Annotated in this window: 16 protein-coding genes and 1 riboswitch; of the genes, 15 read left to right on the top strand and 1 reads right to left on the bottom strand. The window is 63.6% G+C overall.

Annotated elements, in window-relative coordinates:
• The first annotated feature begins 229 nt into the window (after positions 1–229).
• The 13 genes from cobT to ACQ4W7_RS15830 all read left to right on the top strand — a co-directional run bounded on the left by cobT (position 230) and on the right by ACQ4W7_RS15830 (position 13,236).
• Positions 230–1,270: a nicotinate-nucleotide--dimethylbenzimidazole phosphoribosyltransferase gene (gene cobT, locus ACQ4W7_RS15890; RefSeq protein ID WP_436531642.1), complete on the top strand. Its 1,041-nt coding sequence runs from the start codon at positions 230–232 to the stop codon at positions 1,268–1,270.
• Between the two features lie 4 nt (positions 1,271–1,274).
• A complete protein-coding gene (locus ACQ4W7_RS15885; RefSeq protein WP_436531640.1) occupies positions 1,275–2,081 on the top strand; it encodes an adenosylcobinamide-GDP ribazoletransferase in 807 nt (268 codons plus the stop codon).
• Between the two features lie 6 nt (positions 2,082–2,087).
• Positions 2,088–2,642: a histidine phosphatase family protein gene (locus ACQ4W7_RS15880; RefSeq protein WP_436531638.1), complete on the top strand. Its 555-nt coding sequence runs from the start codon at positions 2,088–2,090 to the stop codon at positions 2,640–2,642.
• A 44-nt stretch (positions 2,643–2,686) separates the two neighbouring features.
• A riboswitch (cobalamin riboswitch) is annotated at positions 2,687–2,928 on the top strand.
• An 83-nt stretch (positions 2,929–3,011) separates the two neighbouring features.
• Entirely contained in the window at positions 3,012–5,006 is a 1,995-nt protein-coding gene (locus ACQ4W7_RS15875) for a TonB-dependent receptor (RefSeq protein ID WP_436531636.1), read from the top strand.
• 131 nt (positions 5,007–5,137) lie between these two features.
• Complete coding sequence (locus ACQ4W7_RS15870) at positions 5,138–6,163, top strand: FecCD family ABC transporter permease (RefSeq protein ID WP_436531634.1); 1,026 nt, start codon at positions 5,138–5,140, stop codon at positions 6,161–6,163.
• A complete protein-coding gene (locus tag ACQ4W7_RS15865; protein ID WP_426074572.1) occupies positions 6,160–6,927 on the top strand; it encodes an ABC transporter ATP-binding protein in 768 nt (255 codons plus the stop codon). The genes ACQ4W7_RS15870 and ACQ4W7_RS15865 overlap by 4 nt, the downstream gene beginning before the upstream one ends.
• Before the next feature lie 2 nt (positions 6,928–6,929).
• Positions 6,930–7,574 (top strand): cob(I)yrinic acid a,c-diamide adenosyltransferase, encoded by a 645-nt coding sequence (gene cobO / locus ACQ4W7_RS15860; protein ID WP_436531632.1) that lies wholly within the window; start codon positions 6,930–6,932, stop codon positions 7,572–7,574.
• Positions 7,575–7,581: 7 nt separating this feature from the next.
• Positions 7,582–8,157, top strand: coding sequence for a bifunctional adenosylcobinamide kinase/adenosylcobinamide-phosphate guanylyltransferase (cobU, locus tag ACQ4W7_RS15855; protein WP_436531630.1), 576 nt, complete (start codon positions 7,582–7,584; stop codon positions 8,155–8,157).
• Positions 8,151–9,104, top strand: coding sequence for an adenosylcobinamide-phosphate synthase CbiB (gene cbiB, locus ACQ4W7_RS15850; RefSeq protein WP_436531628.1), 954 nt, complete (start codon positions 8,151–8,153; stop codon positions 9,102–9,104). The genes cobU and cbiB overlap by 7 nt, the downstream gene beginning before the upstream one ends.
• Positions 9,097–10,083: a threonine-phosphate decarboxylase CobD gene (cobD, locus tag ACQ4W7_RS15845; RefSeq protein WP_436531626.1), complete on the top strand. Its 987-nt coding sequence runs from the start codon at positions 9,097–9,099 to the stop codon at positions 10,081–10,083. Before cbiB ends, cobD begins: the two co-directional genes overlap by 8 nt.
• Positions 10,080–10,982 (top strand): cobalamin-binding protein, encoded by a 903-nt coding sequence (locus ACQ4W7_RS15840; protein ID WP_436531624.1) that lies wholly within the window; start codon positions 10,080–10,082, stop codon positions 10,980–10,982. The genes cobD and ACQ4W7_RS15840 overlap by 4 nt, the downstream gene beginning before the upstream one ends.
• Positions 10,979–11,785, top strand: coding sequence for an ABC transporter substrate-binding protein (locus ACQ4W7_RS15835; protein WP_436531622.1), 807 nt, complete (start codon positions 10,979–10,981; stop codon positions 11,783–11,785). The genes ACQ4W7_RS15840 and ACQ4W7_RS15835 overlap by 4 nt, the downstream gene beginning before the upstream one ends.
• Positions 11,782–13,236, top strand: coding sequence for a cobyric acid synthase (locus ACQ4W7_RS15830; protein WP_436531620.1), 1,455 nt, complete (start codon positions 11,782–11,784; stop codon positions 13,234–13,236). Before ACQ4W7_RS15835 ends, ACQ4W7_RS15830 begins: the two co-directional genes overlap by 4 nt.
• A gap of 3 nt (positions 13,237–13,239) precedes the next feature.
• Here ACQ4W7_RS15830 and ACQ4W7_RS15825 read toward each other — a convergent pair whose 3' ends face one another.
• A complete protein-coding gene (locus ACQ4W7_RS15825; RefSeq protein ID WP_436531618.1) occupies positions 13,240–14,394 on the bottom strand; it encodes a hypothetical protein in 1,155 nt (384 codons plus the stop codon).
• Positions 14,395–14,602: 208 nt separating this feature from the next.
• Between ACQ4W7_RS15825 and ACQ4W7_RS15820 the strand changes: the two genes are divergently transcribed.
• Together ACQ4W7_RS15820 and ACQ4W7_RS15815 are read left to right on the top strand one after the other, a co-directional pair.
• Positions 14,603–16,075 (top strand): DHA2 family efflux MFS transporter permease subunit, encoded by a 1,473-nt coding sequence (locus tag ACQ4W7_RS15820; protein ID WP_426074561.1) that lies wholly within the window; start codon positions 14,603–14,605, stop codon positions 16,073–16,075.
• A gap of 73 nt (positions 16,076–16,148) precedes the next feature.
• Positions 16,149–17,345 (top strand): type II secretion system F family protein, encoded by a 1,197-nt coding sequence (locus ACQ4W7_RS15815; RefSeq protein WP_436531615.1) that lies wholly within the window; start codon positions 16,149–16,151, stop codon positions 17,343–17,345.
• Positions 17,346–17,475: the final 130 nt, after the last annotated feature.

Here is a 17,475-nt window from a genome sequence, read left to right as displayed (position 1 = left end):
AAAGCGTTGTGTTTGTCAGCTGCGAAGAAGGAAGAGTATGAAGCGTTTGCAGCATTTCGTCAACCTTCTTTTTCACCCTGCTTTACTCGGCATTTGCATGCGTCGTTCAGCGAGGGGCGAATTATAGCCCTGCACCGCATGCCCCGCAAGGGCTATTTTGCAGCTGAGCAAATATTGCTGTGTGATATCGTAGCGCTGGCAATACCCTGCCGCATCCACCTTGACTCCCATGCCTATTCCACACATCTGCCCCACCGCCCATCCCGCCCTGGCCAGCGCGCTCGAACATGCCATCAATAGCAAGACCAAGCCGCTGGGCAGCCTGGGCCTACTGGAAACCCTGGCCCATCAGATCGGCCTGATCCAGCTAAGCACGCAACTGGCATTGCACCAACCTGCCATCATCGTTTTTGCGGCCGATCATGGCGTCGTCGCCGAAGGCATTTCCGCTTATCCACAAAGCGTGACCTGGCAAATGGTAGAAAACTTCCTCGGTGACGGCGCCGCCATCAATGTCTTTGCCCGCCAGAACAATTGCGCCTTATATATAGTGGACGCCGGCGTGAACCATGACTTCGGCGCGCGCGACGGCTTGCTTGACCGCAAGCAGGGTCCCGGCACCCGCAACTTTGCCAAAGAACCCGCCATGAGCCAGGAGCAATGTCTGGCCGCCATGCAGGCAGGGATGGACTTGGTGGCCACCTTGGACGGCAATGTGTTGGGCTTAGGCGAAATGGGCATCGGCAACACCACCGCTGCCGCCGCACTGATGCACAAGCTGACGCAAATACCGGTCGCCGACTGCGTGGGCGCCGGCACCGGTCTGTCAAGGGAAGGCATATTGCACAAACAGCAGGTGATCGAAGCGGCTGTCGCGCATCATGCGGCGGCCCATGAGCCACTCGACGTATTGGCCACCTTCGGCGGCTTCGAAATCGCCATGATGGCCGGCGCCATGCTCAAAGCAGCCGAACGGCGCATGATTTTGCTGATCGATGGCTTCATCGTCAGCAGCGCCCTGCTGGTGGCGGCCCGTTTGCAGCCGGCCATCCTCGATTACTGCGTGTTTTCGCACTGCTCCGATGAAAACGGTCATCGCCAGTTGCTGGCTAGCCTGGGAGCACGTCCGCTGCTGCATCTCGATTTGCGCCTCGGTGAAGGCACGGGTGCGGCGCTGGCCTTGCCGCTGCTGCACGCAGCCGTCAACTTCATGCGCGAGATGGCCACCTTCGCCTCGGCCCAGGTCAGCGAAAAGTCCACGCCAGACTAAGACCATGACCAATCCCGCTTCTGTCGCAGTCCATCAGTGCCGCCTCTTCTTCATTGCGCTGCAGTTCTTCACGCGCCTGCCGATCCCGCGCTGGGTGGGTTTCGAGCCGGCTTGGCTGCAGCACGCCTCGCGCTACTTTCCGCTGGTCGGCGTGGTGGTGGCGGCCATCAGTGGCGCCGTGTATCTGCTTGCCAGCTGGCTCCTGCCTTCAGCGGTGGCCGTGCTATTGGCCGTTGCCGCCGGCATTTACCTGACGGGCGCCTTCCATGAAGACGGCTTCGCCGACATGTGCGATGGCTTTGGCGGTGGAATGACGCGTGAGCGGGTCCTGGAAATCATGAAGGATTCGCGCATCGGCGCATATGGCGCCATCGGCATCCTCTGCCTGCTGGCCATCAAATGTGCGGCGCTCGCATCGCTGCCGCCTGCCACGGTGGTGGCGACATTACTCATCGCCCATCCGCTCTCGCGCCTGGCCGCCGTTTCGCTGATCTGGCTCATGGACTATGCGCGCGACGACGGCAAGGCCAAGCCGATGGCGCAGGAAATGAGCACCGCTGAATTCATCATCGCAGCTACCTGCGGCCTATTGCCCGCCATCGCCTGCGGCGTGCTGGGGATACTTAACTGGGCCACGCTGGCCTTTGCCATCGTGGCGGCGGCGGCGGCCGCATTCTGGCTGGGCCGCAAATGTCAGCGCCGCCTGCAAGGCTACACAGGCGACTGCCTGGGCGCCGTGCAGCAACTGGCTGAAGTGGCGATCTATCTGGCCATCCTCTCCAGCTTTCAGCCTCCATTGCACTTTTACTAAGCAAACATGCGCCTGATCCTCGTTCGCCACCCCGCACCGCAGGTCACCAGCGACACCTGCTATGGCCGCAGCGACGTGGCAGTGGCGCCGCACGAAATGGCCACGGTGCGCGCCAGCCTGCAAGCGACTTTGCCGGCCGGTGTGCCGCTCTACGCCAGTCCGCTGCGCCGCTGCGCCGGCCTGGCGACAGCATTGGCGCAGGACTTGCCTTCCTGCGACTTGCACTTCGACGCGCGGCTGGCGGAGATGGATTTCGGCGCGTGGGAAATGCAGCCCTGGCACGCGATTGCGCGCACGGAAATCGATGCCTGGGCGGCCGACCTGGCCTGGTACCGCCCCGGCGGAGGCGAGAATGTGCTGGCGATGGCCGCCCGCGTCGATGCGTTTTTAGGCGATCTGTTGCGCGAACAACACGAAACGGTCGTCATCATCTGCCATGCAGGCACCATCCGCCTGCTGTCGGCACTGCAAGCCCGGCTGTCATTGGAAGAAACGGCCCTGCTGGCCGCCCGTTCCGCCCACAAAATCGCCTACGGTGCGACCGTCGTCGTCGATTTCTGATATCTAATCGTCCAGCCAGCCATTTCAGTCCATGCCTGCTACACGTATAATGGCGGGGTTTTGGTGCCCGCGCTCATGTCCATGAGCGCAGTTAAACGGGAAACACGATGCCGCGATCGCGGCGAGCGTGTGCTGCCCCCGCAACGGTAAGCAAGTGTCGCCTCTCTCTACAGGAAGCGGGCGACAAGCTATCTCTGACAACCACTGTGCTTGCAATCATCGAGCATGGGAAGGTAGGATAGCCGTACTTGCCAGCCCGGATACCGGCCAGGACAGGTGGAAGTGCGGGCCTTGCCGGGTGCCGCGCCTTCCGTTGAATCTGGCTTGCGGGGACGCGAGCCGGGTGCTTTTTCCGAAGAAAACGATATCATGACTGCTCCCGTATTACACCGCCGCGCGCCGGCAATGGCGCCGCGCGCCCTGTTTTCCGCCATTTCCCTGTGCTTCATCGCCGCCACTCCCGCCTTCGCGCAAACCGGTGGCAAAACGCTGGACCAGATCGTCGTCACGGGCTCCCGCTTCAACAGCGACCCCGCACTGCAGCCGATCGGCGCCACCGTCATCACGGCCGATGAAATCCGCCGCGCGGGCGTCACGGATGTGAACCAGGCCATCCGCAAGATCGGAGGCGTGTATGGTCGTCAAAGCCTCACCGGCAGCCCTGACTTTACCCTCGACCTACGTGGCTTCGGTGCCACCGCCAGCCAGAACATGGTCGTGGTCCTCGACGGCGTACGCCTGTCGGAAAATGAACTGACCGATCCAGTCTTGGCCAGCATTCCCATCGATAGCGTCGAACGCATCGAAATCACACGCGGCGGCAGCAGCGTCCTGTACGGCGACGGTGCGACGGGCGGCGTAATCAATATCGTCACCAAACGTCCAGGCAAGCAGGCTGGCCGCGGTACGGTCTTCGCCGAAGTGGGCCAACTGGGCCAGCGCGAAGTGCGCGGCTCCGTAGCCCAGACCTGGAATAACGTCACTCTCGATGCCGCTGTCGGCAAGCAGGAAACCGACAACTATCGTGATAATAACGAATACAAGCAAACCAACTTCGGCGGCGGCGCGCAATGGCAGGACAAGAACGTCCGCGCAGGTGTGCGTATCGACTCCACGCGTCAGGATAGCCGCTTTCCTGGCTCGATAACATTGGCCCAGTTTGAAGACAATCCGCGTCAGGCGAAGAAACTGAAAGATTTCGGTTCAGTCGACAGCGACCGCTACACCGCATTCGCCGAAGGCCGCCTGGGTGCCGTTGATCTGGCAGCCGAGCTGTCGCACCGTGAAAAGACGGCCAAGTCCACCTATTTCAGCAGTTTCGGTCCTTCCGCATCGGAACGCAAGGTCAAACAAAACCAGTTCTCGCCGCGTCTACGTCACCTAGGCCAGCTCAACGGTATGCTCAATGAAATCGTCGCTGGCGCCGACTTCATCAAGTGGGACCTGGCGGTTGACGCTTCGTATTCCCAAGCCAAGGCAAAGCAGAAATCGCAGGCATTCTATGTGCGCGATGAGCTGAAATTCGCGAGCCCGCAAAACTTCCGCGTTGCCGCCGGCGTGCGCCATGAGACTTTCGACAAGGACTCCGTGGATCCAGCACCGTTCACCACAGCCACCTACAAAATCAAGCAAAACTTCAATGCCTGGGACCTGCAAGGCAGTTTCGATGTCGTGCCGCAGGTAAATCTGTACGCCAAGGCGGGCCAGAGCTATCGCGTCGCAAATGCCGATGAAAATGGCTTCACCCCTATCGCTAACAAACCATTGCAAGGCCAGACCTCGCACGACCTGGAACTGGGCGCAACCTACGACAACAGCATCGTCAAGCTCGATGCACGCGTCTTCCGCCACAAACTGACCAACGAGATCTATTATGATCCGACGGCAGGTCAATTTGGCGGGGGCGCCAACACCAACCTGGATCCGACCAAGCACCAGGGTTTCGAACTCGATGCCAGTGCGAATATCGCGACTGACTGGCGCGTCAGCGGCCACTACCAGCACGTAAAAGCGACCTTCACCGAAGGCGTCAACTCGGGCAAGGAATTGACACTGATCCCGAAAAACACCCTGTCGGCCCGCCTGTCGTGGGTGCCGAAAGATGGCCAGAGCGTGGACATCGGCGCGCAATGGGTGGACAGCCAGCGCTATGGCAGCGATTTTGCCAATACCTGCGCTGCCAATATCCCGTCATTCACCACATTTGACGCCCGCTATGCACGCAAGTTCGGCGCCTGGGAAGTGGCGGTCAATGCCTTGAACCTGACCGACAAGCAGTACTTCACCTACGCATTCAGCTGCAAAGGTGGCATCTATCCTAGCAATGGCCGCCAGATGAAACTTTCGGCACGCTACGATTTCTAAAGCGGCCAGGAGTTGATTACAATGGCCCGTACGCGCAACCGCATGCGGGCCATTTTTCGTATACGCCCCATCAACGCATCTGAGGAAGTCCGCAGCCACTTGCACCGCTCCCGTTACACCTAAGGCAGTACATGCACCCATTTTTCCGCAATATGCGCCACCGCGCCACCGTGATCCTCACGGTGCTGATCGCGTGCGCGGTTGCCAGCCTGATTTTCTCCGGCATGATCGGTTCGATCGCGATTCCGCTCGCCGACCTGCCTTCCGCCCTGTTCCATGTCGTGCAGGGCAAGACCGATACTCTTACCGCCACCCTGCTCGACCTGCGCCTGGGCCGCGCGCTGACCGCCTTTGTCACCGGCGCGGCGCTGTCGCTGGCTGGCGTCATGATGCAGGCGCTGCTGCGCAATCCCCTGGCCGACCCGTATGTGCTGGGCATTTCCGCCGGCGCTTCCGTGGGCGCGCTGGCCGCGCTGCTGTTCATGTGCGCGCTGTGGGTGGTCGATGCGGCCGCCTTTGCGGGCGCCGTCGGCGTGTCCATGCTGCTGTACTTCTTTGCCCGGCGCGACCTGCGCGGCGGCACGGCGGCCGAAGGCGGCGCCTCGCTCTTGCTGCTGACGGGCGTGATCCTGGCCTCGGCCTGCATGGCCATCGTCACCCTGATGCTCTCCATCGCCCCGGAAAGCCGCTTGCGCAGCATGGTGTTCTGGATGATCGGCGACCTGGCCGGCGCACCGGCGCGGCTGATGCCATGGCTGGTCCTGGCCGGCGCCATGATCTTCGCCTTGCGCTGCGCGCGTTCGCTGAACATCATGGCCCTGCACGCTGAAGCGGCCAGCACCCTGGGCGTGCGCGTGGGCGCCCTGCGCAAGGGTCTGTTCTTCTGTTCCGGCCTGCTCACGGCCAGCGCCGTCACCAGTGCCGGCAGCGTGGGTTTTGTCGGCCTGATCGTGCCGCATGCGCTGCGCTTTGCCTGCGGCCCCGATCATCGCCTGTTGATACCAGCCGCCGCGCTGGCCGGCGGCACCTTCCTGGTGCTGGCAGACACGTTGGCGCGCACCGTGCTGGCGCCCTTGCAGCTGCCCGTCGGCGTGGTGACAGCCATGATAGGCGCGCCCGTCTTCCTGTACCAACTGCACCGATTACGCCGCACATGATACGTACTTACCAACTCGGCCTGAAGGCAGGCACGCGCTCCCTCGTGGAAAACCTCACCTGGCACATCAGGGATGGCGAATGCTGGAGCGTGATCGGCCGCAATGGCGCGGGCAAGAGCACCTTGCTGCGTACCCTGGCCGGCTTGCGCGAACCGGATGCGGGCCACGTGACGATACAGTGCCGCGCCCTGATCGACTGGCCGCTCGATGAACTGGCACGCGAACGGGCCTTCCTGGCGCAGGCGCGCCACGATGCGTTCTCGTACCGCGTCATCGAAACCGTACTGTCGGCGCGCCACCCGTATCACGACAACCATTACTGGGAAGGCAGCGACGACCAGCGCATCGCCCTGGCGGCGCTGGCCTCGATGGAAGTGGAGCACCTGGCCGAGCGCGACGTACGCAGCCTGTCCGGCGGCGAACGCCAGCGCGTGGCGATTGCCGCCATGCTGGCGCAGGATACGCCCTTGCTGCTGCTGGACGAACCGGCTAATGCGCTGGACCTGGCGCACCAGGTCAGCGTCATGGGCCTGCTGTCGAAACTGTGCCGCGAACAGAATAAAACCGTGGTGATGGTGGGGCATGACCTGAACCTGGCGCACAGTGTCTCGACCCATGCGCTGCTGCTGATGGGCGACGGCGGCTGGCTGGCCGGTCCTGTAGCCGACGTGATGCAGGCATCCATCCTGGGCGACTACCTGGGCCACCCGATCGAGATCATCGCCCACGGAAAACGCAAGATATTCATACCGAAAGAGGATTAAACATGAGCGACAACAAACCCGTCGATGCGGAAACCGCAGCCAATACCGCAGCTATAAACCAACGCCACCGCGTGCGCATGGAACGAAAAAAAACCATCATCGATGCGGCCATCGCCAAGGCCGATAAGGAAATCGGCATCATCGTCGTCAACACGGGCAATGGCAAGGGCAAGAGTTCGAGCGGCTTCGGCATGGCCATCCGCGCCATGGGCCACGGCATGAAAGTGGGCGTGGTGCAGTTCATCAAGGGCGCCATGTCGACCGGCGAAGAAAAATTCCTGCGCCGCTTCCCCGATGAAATCAGCTTTCATGCGATGGGCGAAGGCTATACCTGGGAAACGCAAAACCGCGAGCGCGACATCGAAAAAGCCGAACTCGCATGGGAACAGGCGAAGACCTTCCTGTCCGACCCCAGCTACGGCCTGGTGCTGTTCGACGAACTCAATATCGCCCTCAAATACAACTACCTCGACGTGCACAAGGTCATCGCCGACCTGCTGGAACGCCCGGCCATGCAGCACGTGGTCATCACGGGCCGCGGCGCACCGGACGAATTGATCGCCATCGCCGACACCGTCACCGAGATGGCCGTCGTCAAACATGCGTACGCGGCCGGCATCGGCGCACAAATCGGCACCGAGTGGTAACAGCGCCATGACGCGCACCCTGGTCTTCGGCGGCGCCCGTTCCGGCAAGAGCGCCTATGCGGAAAAGCTGGCCCGCGAGTCGGGCAAGGAAGTGATCTACATCGCCACCGCGCAGGCGGGCGACGGCGAAATGGCCACGCGCATTGCGCATCACCGGGTACAGCGCCCGGCCGAGTGGGCCACCCTGGAAGAACCGCTGCGCCTGGGCGACGCCATCCTGCGGGAAGCACGGCCCGGCCGCCTGCTGCTGGTCGACTGCCTGACCCTATGGCTGACGAATCTGATGTTTTCCACCGGCGAGACGTATCCGGACGTGGGTGACATCGCCCTGCCCGAACTGTTCCACAGCGAGCGTGCGCACTTGCTGTATGCGCTGGCTGAAATCGACGATACCGATAGCGCGAGTTGTGAGCTTGTACTGGTATCGAACGAAGTGGGCATGGGCATCGTGCCGTACGGCGCCATCTCGCGCTGCTTCACCGATGAAGCCGGACGCCTGAACCAGGCCGTGGCAGCCGTGTGCGACCGGGCCGTGTTTATCGCCGCCGGCCTGCCCCTGTACCTGAAAGGCGGCACATGCTGAGCGGCTTGTCGCTGCCCATGCTGGCCGCCTTGATGACGGTTGGCGTGCTGCTCGATCTGATCCTGGGCGAGACGCGCCGCTGGCATCCGCTGGTGGGCTTTGGCCGCCTCGCCAGCACGCTCGAACGCCTGCTGAACCGGGGCCGTGGGCGTTTCCTGCGCGGCGGGCTGGCGTGGGCGCTGGCCGTGCTGCCGATCAGCTATGCCGCCTACTGGCTATGCGGCCTGGCGGGTGCCGCCCTCCACGTCTTCCTGCTATATCTATGTCTGGGCCTGCGCAGCCTGCGCGAGCATAACCAGCCGATCGCCGAGGCCCTGGCCATCGATGACTTGGACAAGGCGCGCCTGCTGACGGCGCGCATCGTCAGCCGCGACACGGCCAATGCCGACGCAGCCAGCCTGGCCAAGGCCAGCACAGAATCCCTGCTGGAAAACGGCAACGACGCCGTCTTCGGCACCCTGTTCTGGTTTGCCGTGGCGGGCGGCCCCGGCGCCGTACTATTTCGGCTGGCGAATACCCTCGACGCCATGTGGGGCTACCGCAACGAGCGCTACAACTGGTTCGGCTGCTGCGCCGCGCGCATCGACGATATCATCAATTACCTGCCGGCGCGCCTGACGGCCCTGTCCTACGTTTTGCTGGGCAAGACCATGGCGGACAAAAAGCGCGCCTGGCACTGCTGGCGCAGCCAGGCCCCAAGCTGGGGCAGCCCGAACGCTGGGCCCGTGATGGCCAGCGGCGCCGGTGCCCTGGGCCTGGCTCTCGGTGGCGACGCCTTCTATGACGGTGAGCTGGAACGCCGCCCGCCGCTGGGCGTCGGCCGCCCGGCCGAAGCGCGCGATATCGACCGCGCCTGGCGCCTGGTGGCCGAAACGGCGGTTCTTTGGCTGATCTGGGTGGCGCTGCTGGCCGGGCTATACCACCTGCGGGGGACATACTTTGCTTGAACATGGCGGCAAGCTGCGCGACGCCGAACGTGAATACGGACGGCCTCTGGATGACTGGATCGACCTGTCGACGGGCATCAACCCGCACTGGTATGCAGCGCCAGCACCGAACGCCAATGCCTGGCACCGGCTACCGGAAGCCGATCCGGCCCTGGCGGCCGCTGCCTGCGCTTACTACAACGCGCCAGCCATGCTGCCGGTCGCGGGCACGCAGGCCGCCATCCAGGCCCTGCCCCGGCTGCGCGCACCATCGCGCGTGGTGGTGGCCGCACCTTCGTATGCGGAACATGCGCACCACTGGGGCCAGCACGGCCACCAATTGCGGCAAGTGGCGTATGCGCAGCTGGCCGATGCCATCGACAATTGCGATGTGCTGGTGATCTGCAATCCGAACAATCCCACGGGCGAACGCATCGCGCCCGAGGTATTACTGGAGTGGGCCGGCAAGCTGGCCGCGCGCGGTGGCTGGCTGGTGGTCGATGAAGCGTTTGGCGACACGGAAGCGCAAGCCAGCCTCGGTCAGCACACGGCCCAGCCGGGCCTGATCGTGCTGCGCTCCATCGGCAAATTCTTTGGCCTGGCGGGGCTGCGCCTGGGCTTTGTCGCCGCTCATCCCACGTTGCTGGCACAGCTGGCCGACATGCTGGGCCCATGGACTGTCAGCGGCCCGGCGCAGCAGGCGGCGCTGGCCGCCTTGAGCGATACGCAATGGCAGGAAGCGATGCGCGAGCGCCTGCGCGGCGAAGGTGCCCGCCTGCGCCAGTTATTGGCCGCGCACGGCATCGCCAGCAACGGCACGGCACTGTTTCAATGGTGGCCGGAAGAACGTGCCGAAGCCTTCTGGCGCCACATGGCAGTATCAGGCATCTGGGTGCGCCTGTTCCGCCACGCGGCCCACGGCATCCGCCTGGGCCTGCCCCCCGACGAACATGCCTGGCTGCGCCTGCAGCAGGCCCTCACTGCATGGAAGCACATATGAACCACTTGAAAACCGCACTGCTGCTGGCCGGATTGATCTCGCTGCAGGCGCATGCCGCCATCACCGTGCGCGACGACGACGGCAATACCGTCAGCGTGGAAAAACCGGCGCAGCGCATTCTGGCGCTGGCGCCGCACGTCACGGAGCTACTGTTTGCAGCCGGTGGCGGCGACAGGATCGCCGGTGTCGTCAGCTACAGCGACTACCCGGAAGCGGCAAAGAAAATCACGCAAGTGGGCGACAACCGACAGTACGACATGGAGCGCATCATCGCCATGAAGCCGGACCTGATCGTCGTCTGGATGCATGGCAGCGCCGAGCGCCAGATCGCCATGCTGCGCCAGCTGAAGGTGCCCATCTATCACAGCGAGCCGCGCAAGCTGGCCGACATCCCCGACAGCATGGAGCGCCTGGGCCAGCTGATGGGCACGGAAAAAGTCGCCAAACCGGCCGCCGCCCAGCTACGCGCCAAACTGGCCAGCTTGACGGCGCAATATGCGCAGCGTCCGCCTGTGCGCGTGTTTTACCAGGTGTGGGACAAACCTTTATATACCCTGAGCGGCGCGAGCATCATCAGCGACTCCATGCGCGTGTGCGGCGGCCAGAATGTGTTTGCCGCGATGAAGGTGGTGGCGCCCGTCGTCACGCCGGAAGGCGTGCTGCAGGAAGACCCGGAAGTCATTTTCGGCACCAGCGAAAAGAGCGATCCACGCAGCGAAGGCGGCCTGGCGATGTGGCGCGCCTTCCCGTCGATGACGGCCGTGCGCAGGAATAACCTGTTCCGCCTGAATGGCGACCTGCTCAACCGCGCCGGCCCGCGCATGATCGAAGGCACGGCCGCCATGTGTGAGCAGCTGGGAGTGGCCCGCCAGCGCCGCACCAGCAAGGCGGCGCCATGAGCCACTACCAACGCATCGCCTGTTTGTCGACGGAAGCTGTGGAGACGCTGTACGCGCTGGGCGCGCAAGACGTCATCGCGGGCATTTCCGGCTTTACCGTGCGCCCGCCCCGCGCGCGCGAGGAAAAAACCAAGATCAGCGGTTTTTCCTCCGCTGACCTGGCACGCATCCTGGCCGTCCAGCCCGACCTCGTGATCGGCTTTTGCGATATGCAGGCCGATATCTGCCGCGACCTCGTCAAGGCCGGCATCGAAGTACACCAATTCAACCAGCGCTCGGTGGAAGGCATCCTGCGCATGATCGCCGTACTGGCCGCGCTGGTGCAGCGCGAGGATGCCGGCCGCGCACTGATCGCCAGCCTGCGCGCGGACATTGCCGCCGCCCGGGCCCGCGCCGCCTCCTGGACGCGCAAGCCCGTGATTTACTTTGAAGAGTGGAATGATCCCCTGATGAGCGGCATCGGCTGGGCGGCGGAATTGATCGACATCGCCGGCGGCACGGACGCCTTCCCGGAATTGTCCGTGCATCCGGGCGCCAGGGAACGCATCATCGCCGATCCACAGGAGGTGGTGCGGCGCGCGCCCGACATCATCATCGCCACCTGGTGCGGCAAGAAGTTCCAGCCGGCGCAGCTGACGGCGCGCCCGGGATGGGATGCCATTCCCGCCGTGAAAAACCAGATGCTGTTCGAGATCAAGTCGCCCGACATTCTTTCGCCCGGTCCGGCCGCCATCACGGAAGGCTTACGCCAGATCAGCGACATTATCGCGCAGTGGCAACATCAGCAGAAGCGGCCGGCATGAACAGCCCCTTCCCCGTCCTGATGGTGCAGGGCACGACGTCCGACGCGGGCAAGAGCACCGTCGTCGCGGCCCTGTGCCGCCTGCTGAAACGGCGCGGTGTGTCGGTGGCGCCGTTCAAGCCGCAGAACATGGCCTTGAATAGCGCCGTGACGGCGGACGGCGGCGAAATCGGCCGCGCACAAGCCTTGCAGGCACTGGCCTGCGGCATTGCGCCACACACGGACATGAACCCGGTACTTTTGAAACCGTCGTCGAACACGGGCGCGCAGGTGATCATCCAGGGCAAGGTACGCGCCGAGATGGATGCGCGCGACTACCAGCAATACAAGACCATCGCCATGGGCGCCGTGCTGGAATCGTTCGCGCGCTTGCGCCAGCAATACGCCGCCGTCATCGTCGAAGGCGCGGGCAGCCCCGCCGAAGTCAACCTGCGTGCGCGCGACATCGCCAACATGGGCTTTGCCGAAGCCGTCGACTGCCCCGTTATTTTGGTGGCCGACATCGACCGCGGCGGCGTCTTCGCGCACATCATCGGCACCCTGGCCTGCCTGTCCGACAGCGAGCGCGCGCGCATCCTCGGCTTTGTCATCAACCGCTTCCGCGGAGATATCTCCTTGCTGCAACCCGGCATCGACTGGCTGGAACAGCAGACGGGCAAGCCCGTGCTGGCCGTGCTGCCCTATCTGCAAGGCTTGTTCCTCGATGCGGAAGACGCCGTGGAAGCCACGCAGGCAGAACGCGGCGCCTTCAAGGTGGTGGTGCCGCAACTGCCGCGCATCAGCAACCACACGGATGTCGACGCGCTGCGCGCCCACCCCGATATCGACCTGCAATTCATCCAACAGGGACAAGCGATTCCGCCGGCGGATCTGGTGATACTGCCCGGCAGCAAGAACACGCGCGGCGACCTGGCCTGGCTGCAGCAAGAGGGCTGGCCCGCTTACCTGGCGAAACACCTGCGCTATGGCGGCAAGGTACTCGGCATCTGCGGCGGCTTCCAGATGCTGGGGCAAAGCGTGTGCGATCCGCTGGGCGTGGAAGGCGCGGCGGGAGAGTCAAAGGCGCTGGGATTGCTGGAGATGGTGACGGAACTGACAAGCGACAAGCGGCTGGAACAGGTGCGCGGCCACTGCGCGTTTGCCGGCGCCGCCGATGCGCCTGTGGCAGGCTATGAAATCCACATGGGCGTCTCGCATGGCGCGGCGCTGGCGCAGCCGGCCTTTGTCATCGATGGGCGCGCGGAAGGAGCCGTGTCGGACGACGGACAAATCCTGGGCAGCTATTTGCACGGTATGTTCGACACGCCCGCCGCATGTTCGGCGCTGCTAGGCTGGGCGGGGCTGGACTCCGGCCACACGGTGGACACCGCCGCCCTGCGCGAGGCCAGTCTTGAGCGCATCGCGGACGCGGCGCTGCCGCTGCTGGCCGCGCTGGATCACATTAAACGCTAGCGACTATTTTTTAAGGCACATGCCCATGTACGAGCGGTCGGTCGAAAACTCGATTGCCATGCTCGACGACACGGGCATGAACATCGAATAGTCGGCTGGCACATCGGCAGGGTCCTTGAACACGGCGATGCCATCGAAATCGACAGCTTGCGCGCCCAGGCCCAGCTTGTTGACGGTGATGGTTTCCGCATGCGCCTTGCCGGTCGTGTTATTCGTCAGGGTGGCGGTGCCGCCGGCAATCACGATGTTCGCGCTGATGCCCTGCGCCGCACAGGTGTAGCTGCCATTGATTTCGCTGCCGATCTTTTGCTGCTTGGCTGCCACGATGGTGCCCACGCGCATGACGTTCTCCTGGTTGCGGCTATAGCGGTCGATGAACAGCGCCAGCCCCCGGTCCCCGGCATGCACGTGCACGATGCCGAAGTCCTGTCCACCCTGGCGGGCGACGAGCAAGCCGTTCTTCGCATCCTTGACCAGGGTCAGGTCTGCGCTTTCCGGCTGGGGCAAGCCAGGTATGGCCGAACAGGCGCCCTGGGCATTGAAAACACCGCTATTGCACAGTTGGGCCGCTCCGTCGGCAGCGATCTTGAGACTGCCTTTCGGATTGAAACGGTCAGCACCGTTCGATGCATTGCGCATGGCGCCCAGAAAAATATAGCTGCCGGCCAGTTTGGCGACATCGCTGACGGCATACGCCGTGCCGCTGACGGTCGAGACCATGCTACCCAATTTGATATTGCCCGACAGAAGGCGCGTGCGCGCATCGACGGTGACGCTGAGATCCGTTGCCGTGTAGGTGGTGAAATTGCCGCTGGTGGATGCAGTAAACGTGCCGCTGCGGTCGCTCAAGCCGAACTGCGTCGACAGGACGCGGATGGCATAGGTCTTCTTGACCCTGTCAAAGGTGATGCGCCAGGTGTCGCCGATATCGGCGGCCACGTCATAGACGCTTTCGTCGTCGCTGGCGCCGGCAATGACGTTCAGGCCTGCCTCTTTGGCCACGGCTTCCGATGCCACCGTCACGCTATCGGCGGGAACGATCGGAGGCGTGCCTACGACTGGCGGCGTGACCGGTGCTTCCGGCGTCACGCTGTCGCTGCCGCCGCCGCATGCGGACAAGGCCGCGCCCAGGACGAGGAAGGTAAGTGCATTTTTCATGTGGTGTGACTTTCGAGGAAAGAAGAGCTCGGAGCTGCCAGAAAACACATGCTAGCCTTGCCCGCAATATATTGCCATGGAACAAATGTTCCATGGACGATGCCCCCGGCACGCTGCCAGAATGGACGGCGCGGGCGGCACGCCTACGCCGTTTATGTGACAATTCGTCGTACTGTCGGCTCCGTTTCTCTTCCTCAGGCTCACATCCATGACCAGCTCCCCCGTTAAAAGCTACCTTCCCTGGGTGGTTGCCACCGCCCTGTTCATGGAGCAACTCGACTCCACCATCGTCAACACCGCCATCCCCGCCATGGCTGCCAGCCTCAACGTGACGCCACTGAGCCTGAAGGCCGTCGTCACCAGCTACATCCTGAGCCTGGCCGTGTGCATTCCCATTAGCGGCTGGATGGCCGACCGCTTTGGCACGCGGCGCGTGTTTTCCGCCGCCGTTGCCATCTTTACCATCGCCTCCATCCTGTGCGGCCTGTCCGTGAATGCGCCCATGCTGGTGGCCGCGCGCCTGTTGCAAGGGATGGGCGCGGCCATGATGATGCCGGTGGGCAGGCTCACCATCATCCGCACCTTCCCCAAGTCACAATTGCTGGCAGCCATGAATTTCGTCATCATCCCCGCCCTGATCGGCCCCCTGCTGGGGCCAACGGTGGGCGGACTGATCGTGCACTGGCTGTCGTGGCGCGAGATTTTCTTTGTCAACGTGCCCGTGGGCTTGGCGGCGCTGTACCTGGCGCACCGCTACATGCCTGATTACTATGGCGACAAGCCCCGTCCACTGGACCTGATCGGCCTGGTGCTGTTCGGCACGGGCATCGCGCTACTGTCATGGCTGCTGGAAATCTTCGGCGAACACCGCATCGATGGCACCTCGTTTGCCGTGCTGCTGTTCATTTCCATCAGCCTGCTGGCCGCGTACGCCTGGCATTCGAGCGAAGTGCTGCACCCGCTGCTGCGCCTGACCCTGTTCAAGATCCGCACCTTCCGCGTTTCTGTGGTGGGCGGTTTCGTTACGCGCCTGGGCGTGGGCGGCCTGCCCTTCCTGTTGCCGCTGCTGTACCAGCTGGGCCTGGGCTTGCCTGCCTGGCAATCGGGCTTGCTGATGATGCCGTCGGCCGCGGCCGCCATGGGCATGAAATTCATTTCCGCCCGCGTGCTGGCCCGCTTCGGCTACCGCCAGGTGCTGATCGTCAACACCGTGCTGATCGGCATCACCATCGCCATGTTTTCGCAGGTGGGCGCGGGCACGCCCCTGTACGTCATCGTCGCCATCAGCCTGTGCATGGGCTTTTTCAATTCGCTGCAATTTTCCAGCATGAACACCATTGCGTATGCCGATGTCGACAAGACCGATTCCAGCATGGCCAGCACCATCGCCAGTTCGATGCAGCAACTGTCGATGAGCTTTGGCCTGGCCTTCGGTTCGCTGATCACGGGCTGGTACCTGGGCGACATGCCGCAGTCGGACCGCGCCATGCTCAGCACCGCCCTGCACCACACCTTCCTGACCCTGGCCGCCCTGACGGTGCTGTCCTCGCTGACGTTCTGGACCTTGCGCCGCGACGATGGCGAAAGCATCAGCAAGGGCACCGACAGCGACGAGGAAGATGCGGCCGACGTGAAGGCCCAGGCCCTTGTGCAAACGGAAGTACAAACCACAAAAGGCTGAGCCACATCAAGCTTGCCGCCAGCGCGGCTGGCGCTTTTGCCTGACGCTGCTACCGTGACGGCAGGAGGTGCGCATGGCGGCCGAGCGGCGGTTTGCATGGAAGGGCACGGACCGTCATGGCAAGATGGTCGATGGCATCTTGCGCGCCGCCGATGCCACCGCTGCCGGCCTGGCCTTGCGGCGCCAGGGCATCCTGGCCACCAGGGTACAGGCGGCGCGCGCCGCGCCGGGCAAGGCCATCACGCACAAGGATATTGCGCTGTTCACGCGCCAGCTGTCGACCATGATGGCGGCCGGCGTGCCGCTGCTGCACGCCTTCGACATCGCCGGCAAGGGCCACGCCAAGCCCGCCGTCACCGAGCTGATGCACGACTTGCGCCACGAGATCGAAGCGGGCAGCAGCCTGCAGCAGGCATTCCGCCGGTTCCCGCTGCTATTTGACGAGCTGTATTGCAACCTGCTGGCCGCCGGCGAACAGGCCGGCATCGTGCAAGACTTGCTGGCGCGCCTGGCCACGCATCAGGAAAAAGCCATCGCCCTGCGGCGGCAAGTGCGCGGTGCGCTGATGTATCCGCTGGCCATCGTGCTCGTCGCCATCGCTGTCACGGCCATCATCATGAGCGTGGTCGTGCCCGCCTTCCGCCAGGTCTTCGACAGCTTCGGTGCGCCATTGCCGCTGCCCACCCTGCTCGTCATGGGTCTGTCCGCCTTTCTTGTACGCTACTGGCTGACCTTGCTGGCGGCGCTGCTGCTGGCCTGCCTGCTGCTGCACCTGGCCTTGCGCCGCTGGCCTGTCTTGCGGCGCAACATGCAACTGCGGGCATTGCGCCTGCCCGTGTTCGGCCCGCTCCTGCGCAAGGCGGCGATTGCCCGCTGGACGCGCACCCTGGCCGCCATGTTCGCCGCCGGCGTGCCGCTGCTCGACTCGCTCGGCTTGGTGGGTGCCGCCTCCGGCCACGCGCTGTACCAGGAAGCGACGACGCGCATCGAACGTGAAATCCGCGCCGGCGGCAGCCTGGCCCTGGCCATGGAGCACAGCGCCGTGTTTCCCCCGCTGTTGACGCAACTGGCCCTGATCGGCGAGGAATCGGGCGCGCTCGACGCCATGCTGTCGCGCGCGGCCGAAATCATCGAGGCGGACATCGATGCCACCGTGACCACCCTTTCCGCGCTGCTGGAACCGGCGCTGATGGTGGTGCTGGGCCTGCTGGTCGGCGCCCTCGTGATCGCCTTGTATCTGCCGATTTTCAAGCTGGGCGCCGTGATTTGACTGCGCGCCTGTAGGTTGCCACCGACACCCTGCATGAACCAATGCTTGTGATACATCTACCTTTTCATCAAATAATAGCAATTGACTACACAATAGAAGTGAATTATATTAAATCAATAGATAGCAGATA

Source organism: Janthinobacterium algoris (assembly GCF_051380935.1).
Lineage (GTDB): Bacteria > Pseudomonadota > Gammaproteobacteria > Burkholderiales > Burkholderiaceae_D > Janthinobacterium.
The sequence above is the reverse complement of the archived record's forward strand: the minus strand, read 5'-3'. Positions and strand labels throughout refer to the sequence as shown.

What these genes read in the sequence shown, in the direction of transcription:
- cobT (WP_436531642.1), top strand. Translation starts at nt 230, where the DNA reads ATGCCTATTCCACACATCTGCCCCACCGCCCATCCCGCCCTGGCCAGC.
- ACQ4W7_RS15885 (WP_436531640.1), top strand. Translation starts at nt 1,275, where the DNA reads ATGACCAATCCCGCTTCTGTCGCAGTCCATCAGTGCCGCCTCTTCTTC.
- ACQ4W7_RS15880 (WP_436531638.1), top strand. Translation starts at nt 2,088, where the DNA reads ATGCGCCTGATCCTCGTTCGCCACCCCGCACCGCAGGTCACCAGCGAC.
- ACQ4W7_RS15875 (WP_436531636.1), top strand. Translation starts at nt 3,012, where the DNA reads ATGACTGCTCCCGTATTACACCGCCGCGCGCCGGCAATGGCGCCGCGC.
- ACQ4W7_RS15870 (WP_436531634.1), top strand. Translation starts at nt 5,138, where the DNA reads ATGCACCCATTTTTCCGCAATATGCGCCACCGCGCCACCGTGATCCTC.
- ACQ4W7_RS15865 (WP_426074572.1), top strand. Translation starts at nt 6,160, where the DNA reads ATGATACGTACTTACCAACTCGGCCTGAAGGCAGGCACGCGCTCCCTC.
- cobO (WP_436531632.1), top strand. Translation starts at nt 6,930, where the DNA reads ATGAGCGACAACAAACCCGTCGATGCGGAAACCGCAGCCAATACCGCA.
- cobU (WP_436531630.1), top strand. Translation starts at nt 7,582, where the DNA reads ATGACGCGCACCCTGGTCTTCGGCGGCGCCCGTTCCGGCAAGAGCGCC.
- cbiB (WP_436531628.1), top strand. Translation starts at nt 8,151, where the DNA reads ATGCTGAGCGGCTTGTCGCTGCCCATGCTGGCCGCCTTGATGACGGTT.
- ACQ4W7_RS15840 (WP_436531624.1), top strand. Translation starts at nt 10,080, where the DNA reads ATGAACCACTTGAAAACCGCACTGCTGCTGGCCGGATTGATCTCGCTG.
- ACQ4W7_RS15835 (WP_436531622.1), top strand. Translation starts at nt 10,979, where the DNA reads ATGAGCCACTACCAACGCATCGCCTGTTTGTCGACGGAAGCTGTGGAG.
- ACQ4W7_RS15830 (WP_436531620.1), top strand. Translation starts at nt 11,782, where the DNA reads ATGAACAGCCCCTTCCCCGTCCTGATGGTGCAGGGCACGACGTCCGAC.
- ACQ4W7_RS15825 (WP_436531618.1), bottom strand. Translation starts at nt 14,394, where the DNA reads ATGAAAAATGCACTTACCTTCCTCGTCCTGGGCGCGGCCTTGTCCGCA.
- ACQ4W7_RS15820 (WP_426074561.1), top strand. Translation starts at nt 14,603, where the DNA reads ATGACCAGCTCCCCCGTTAAAAGCTACCTTCCCTGGGTGGTTGCCACC.
- ACQ4W7_RS15815 (WP_436531615.1), top strand. Translation starts at nt 16,149, where the DNA reads ATGGCGGCCGAGCGGCGGTTTGCATGGAAGGGCACGGACCGTCATGGC.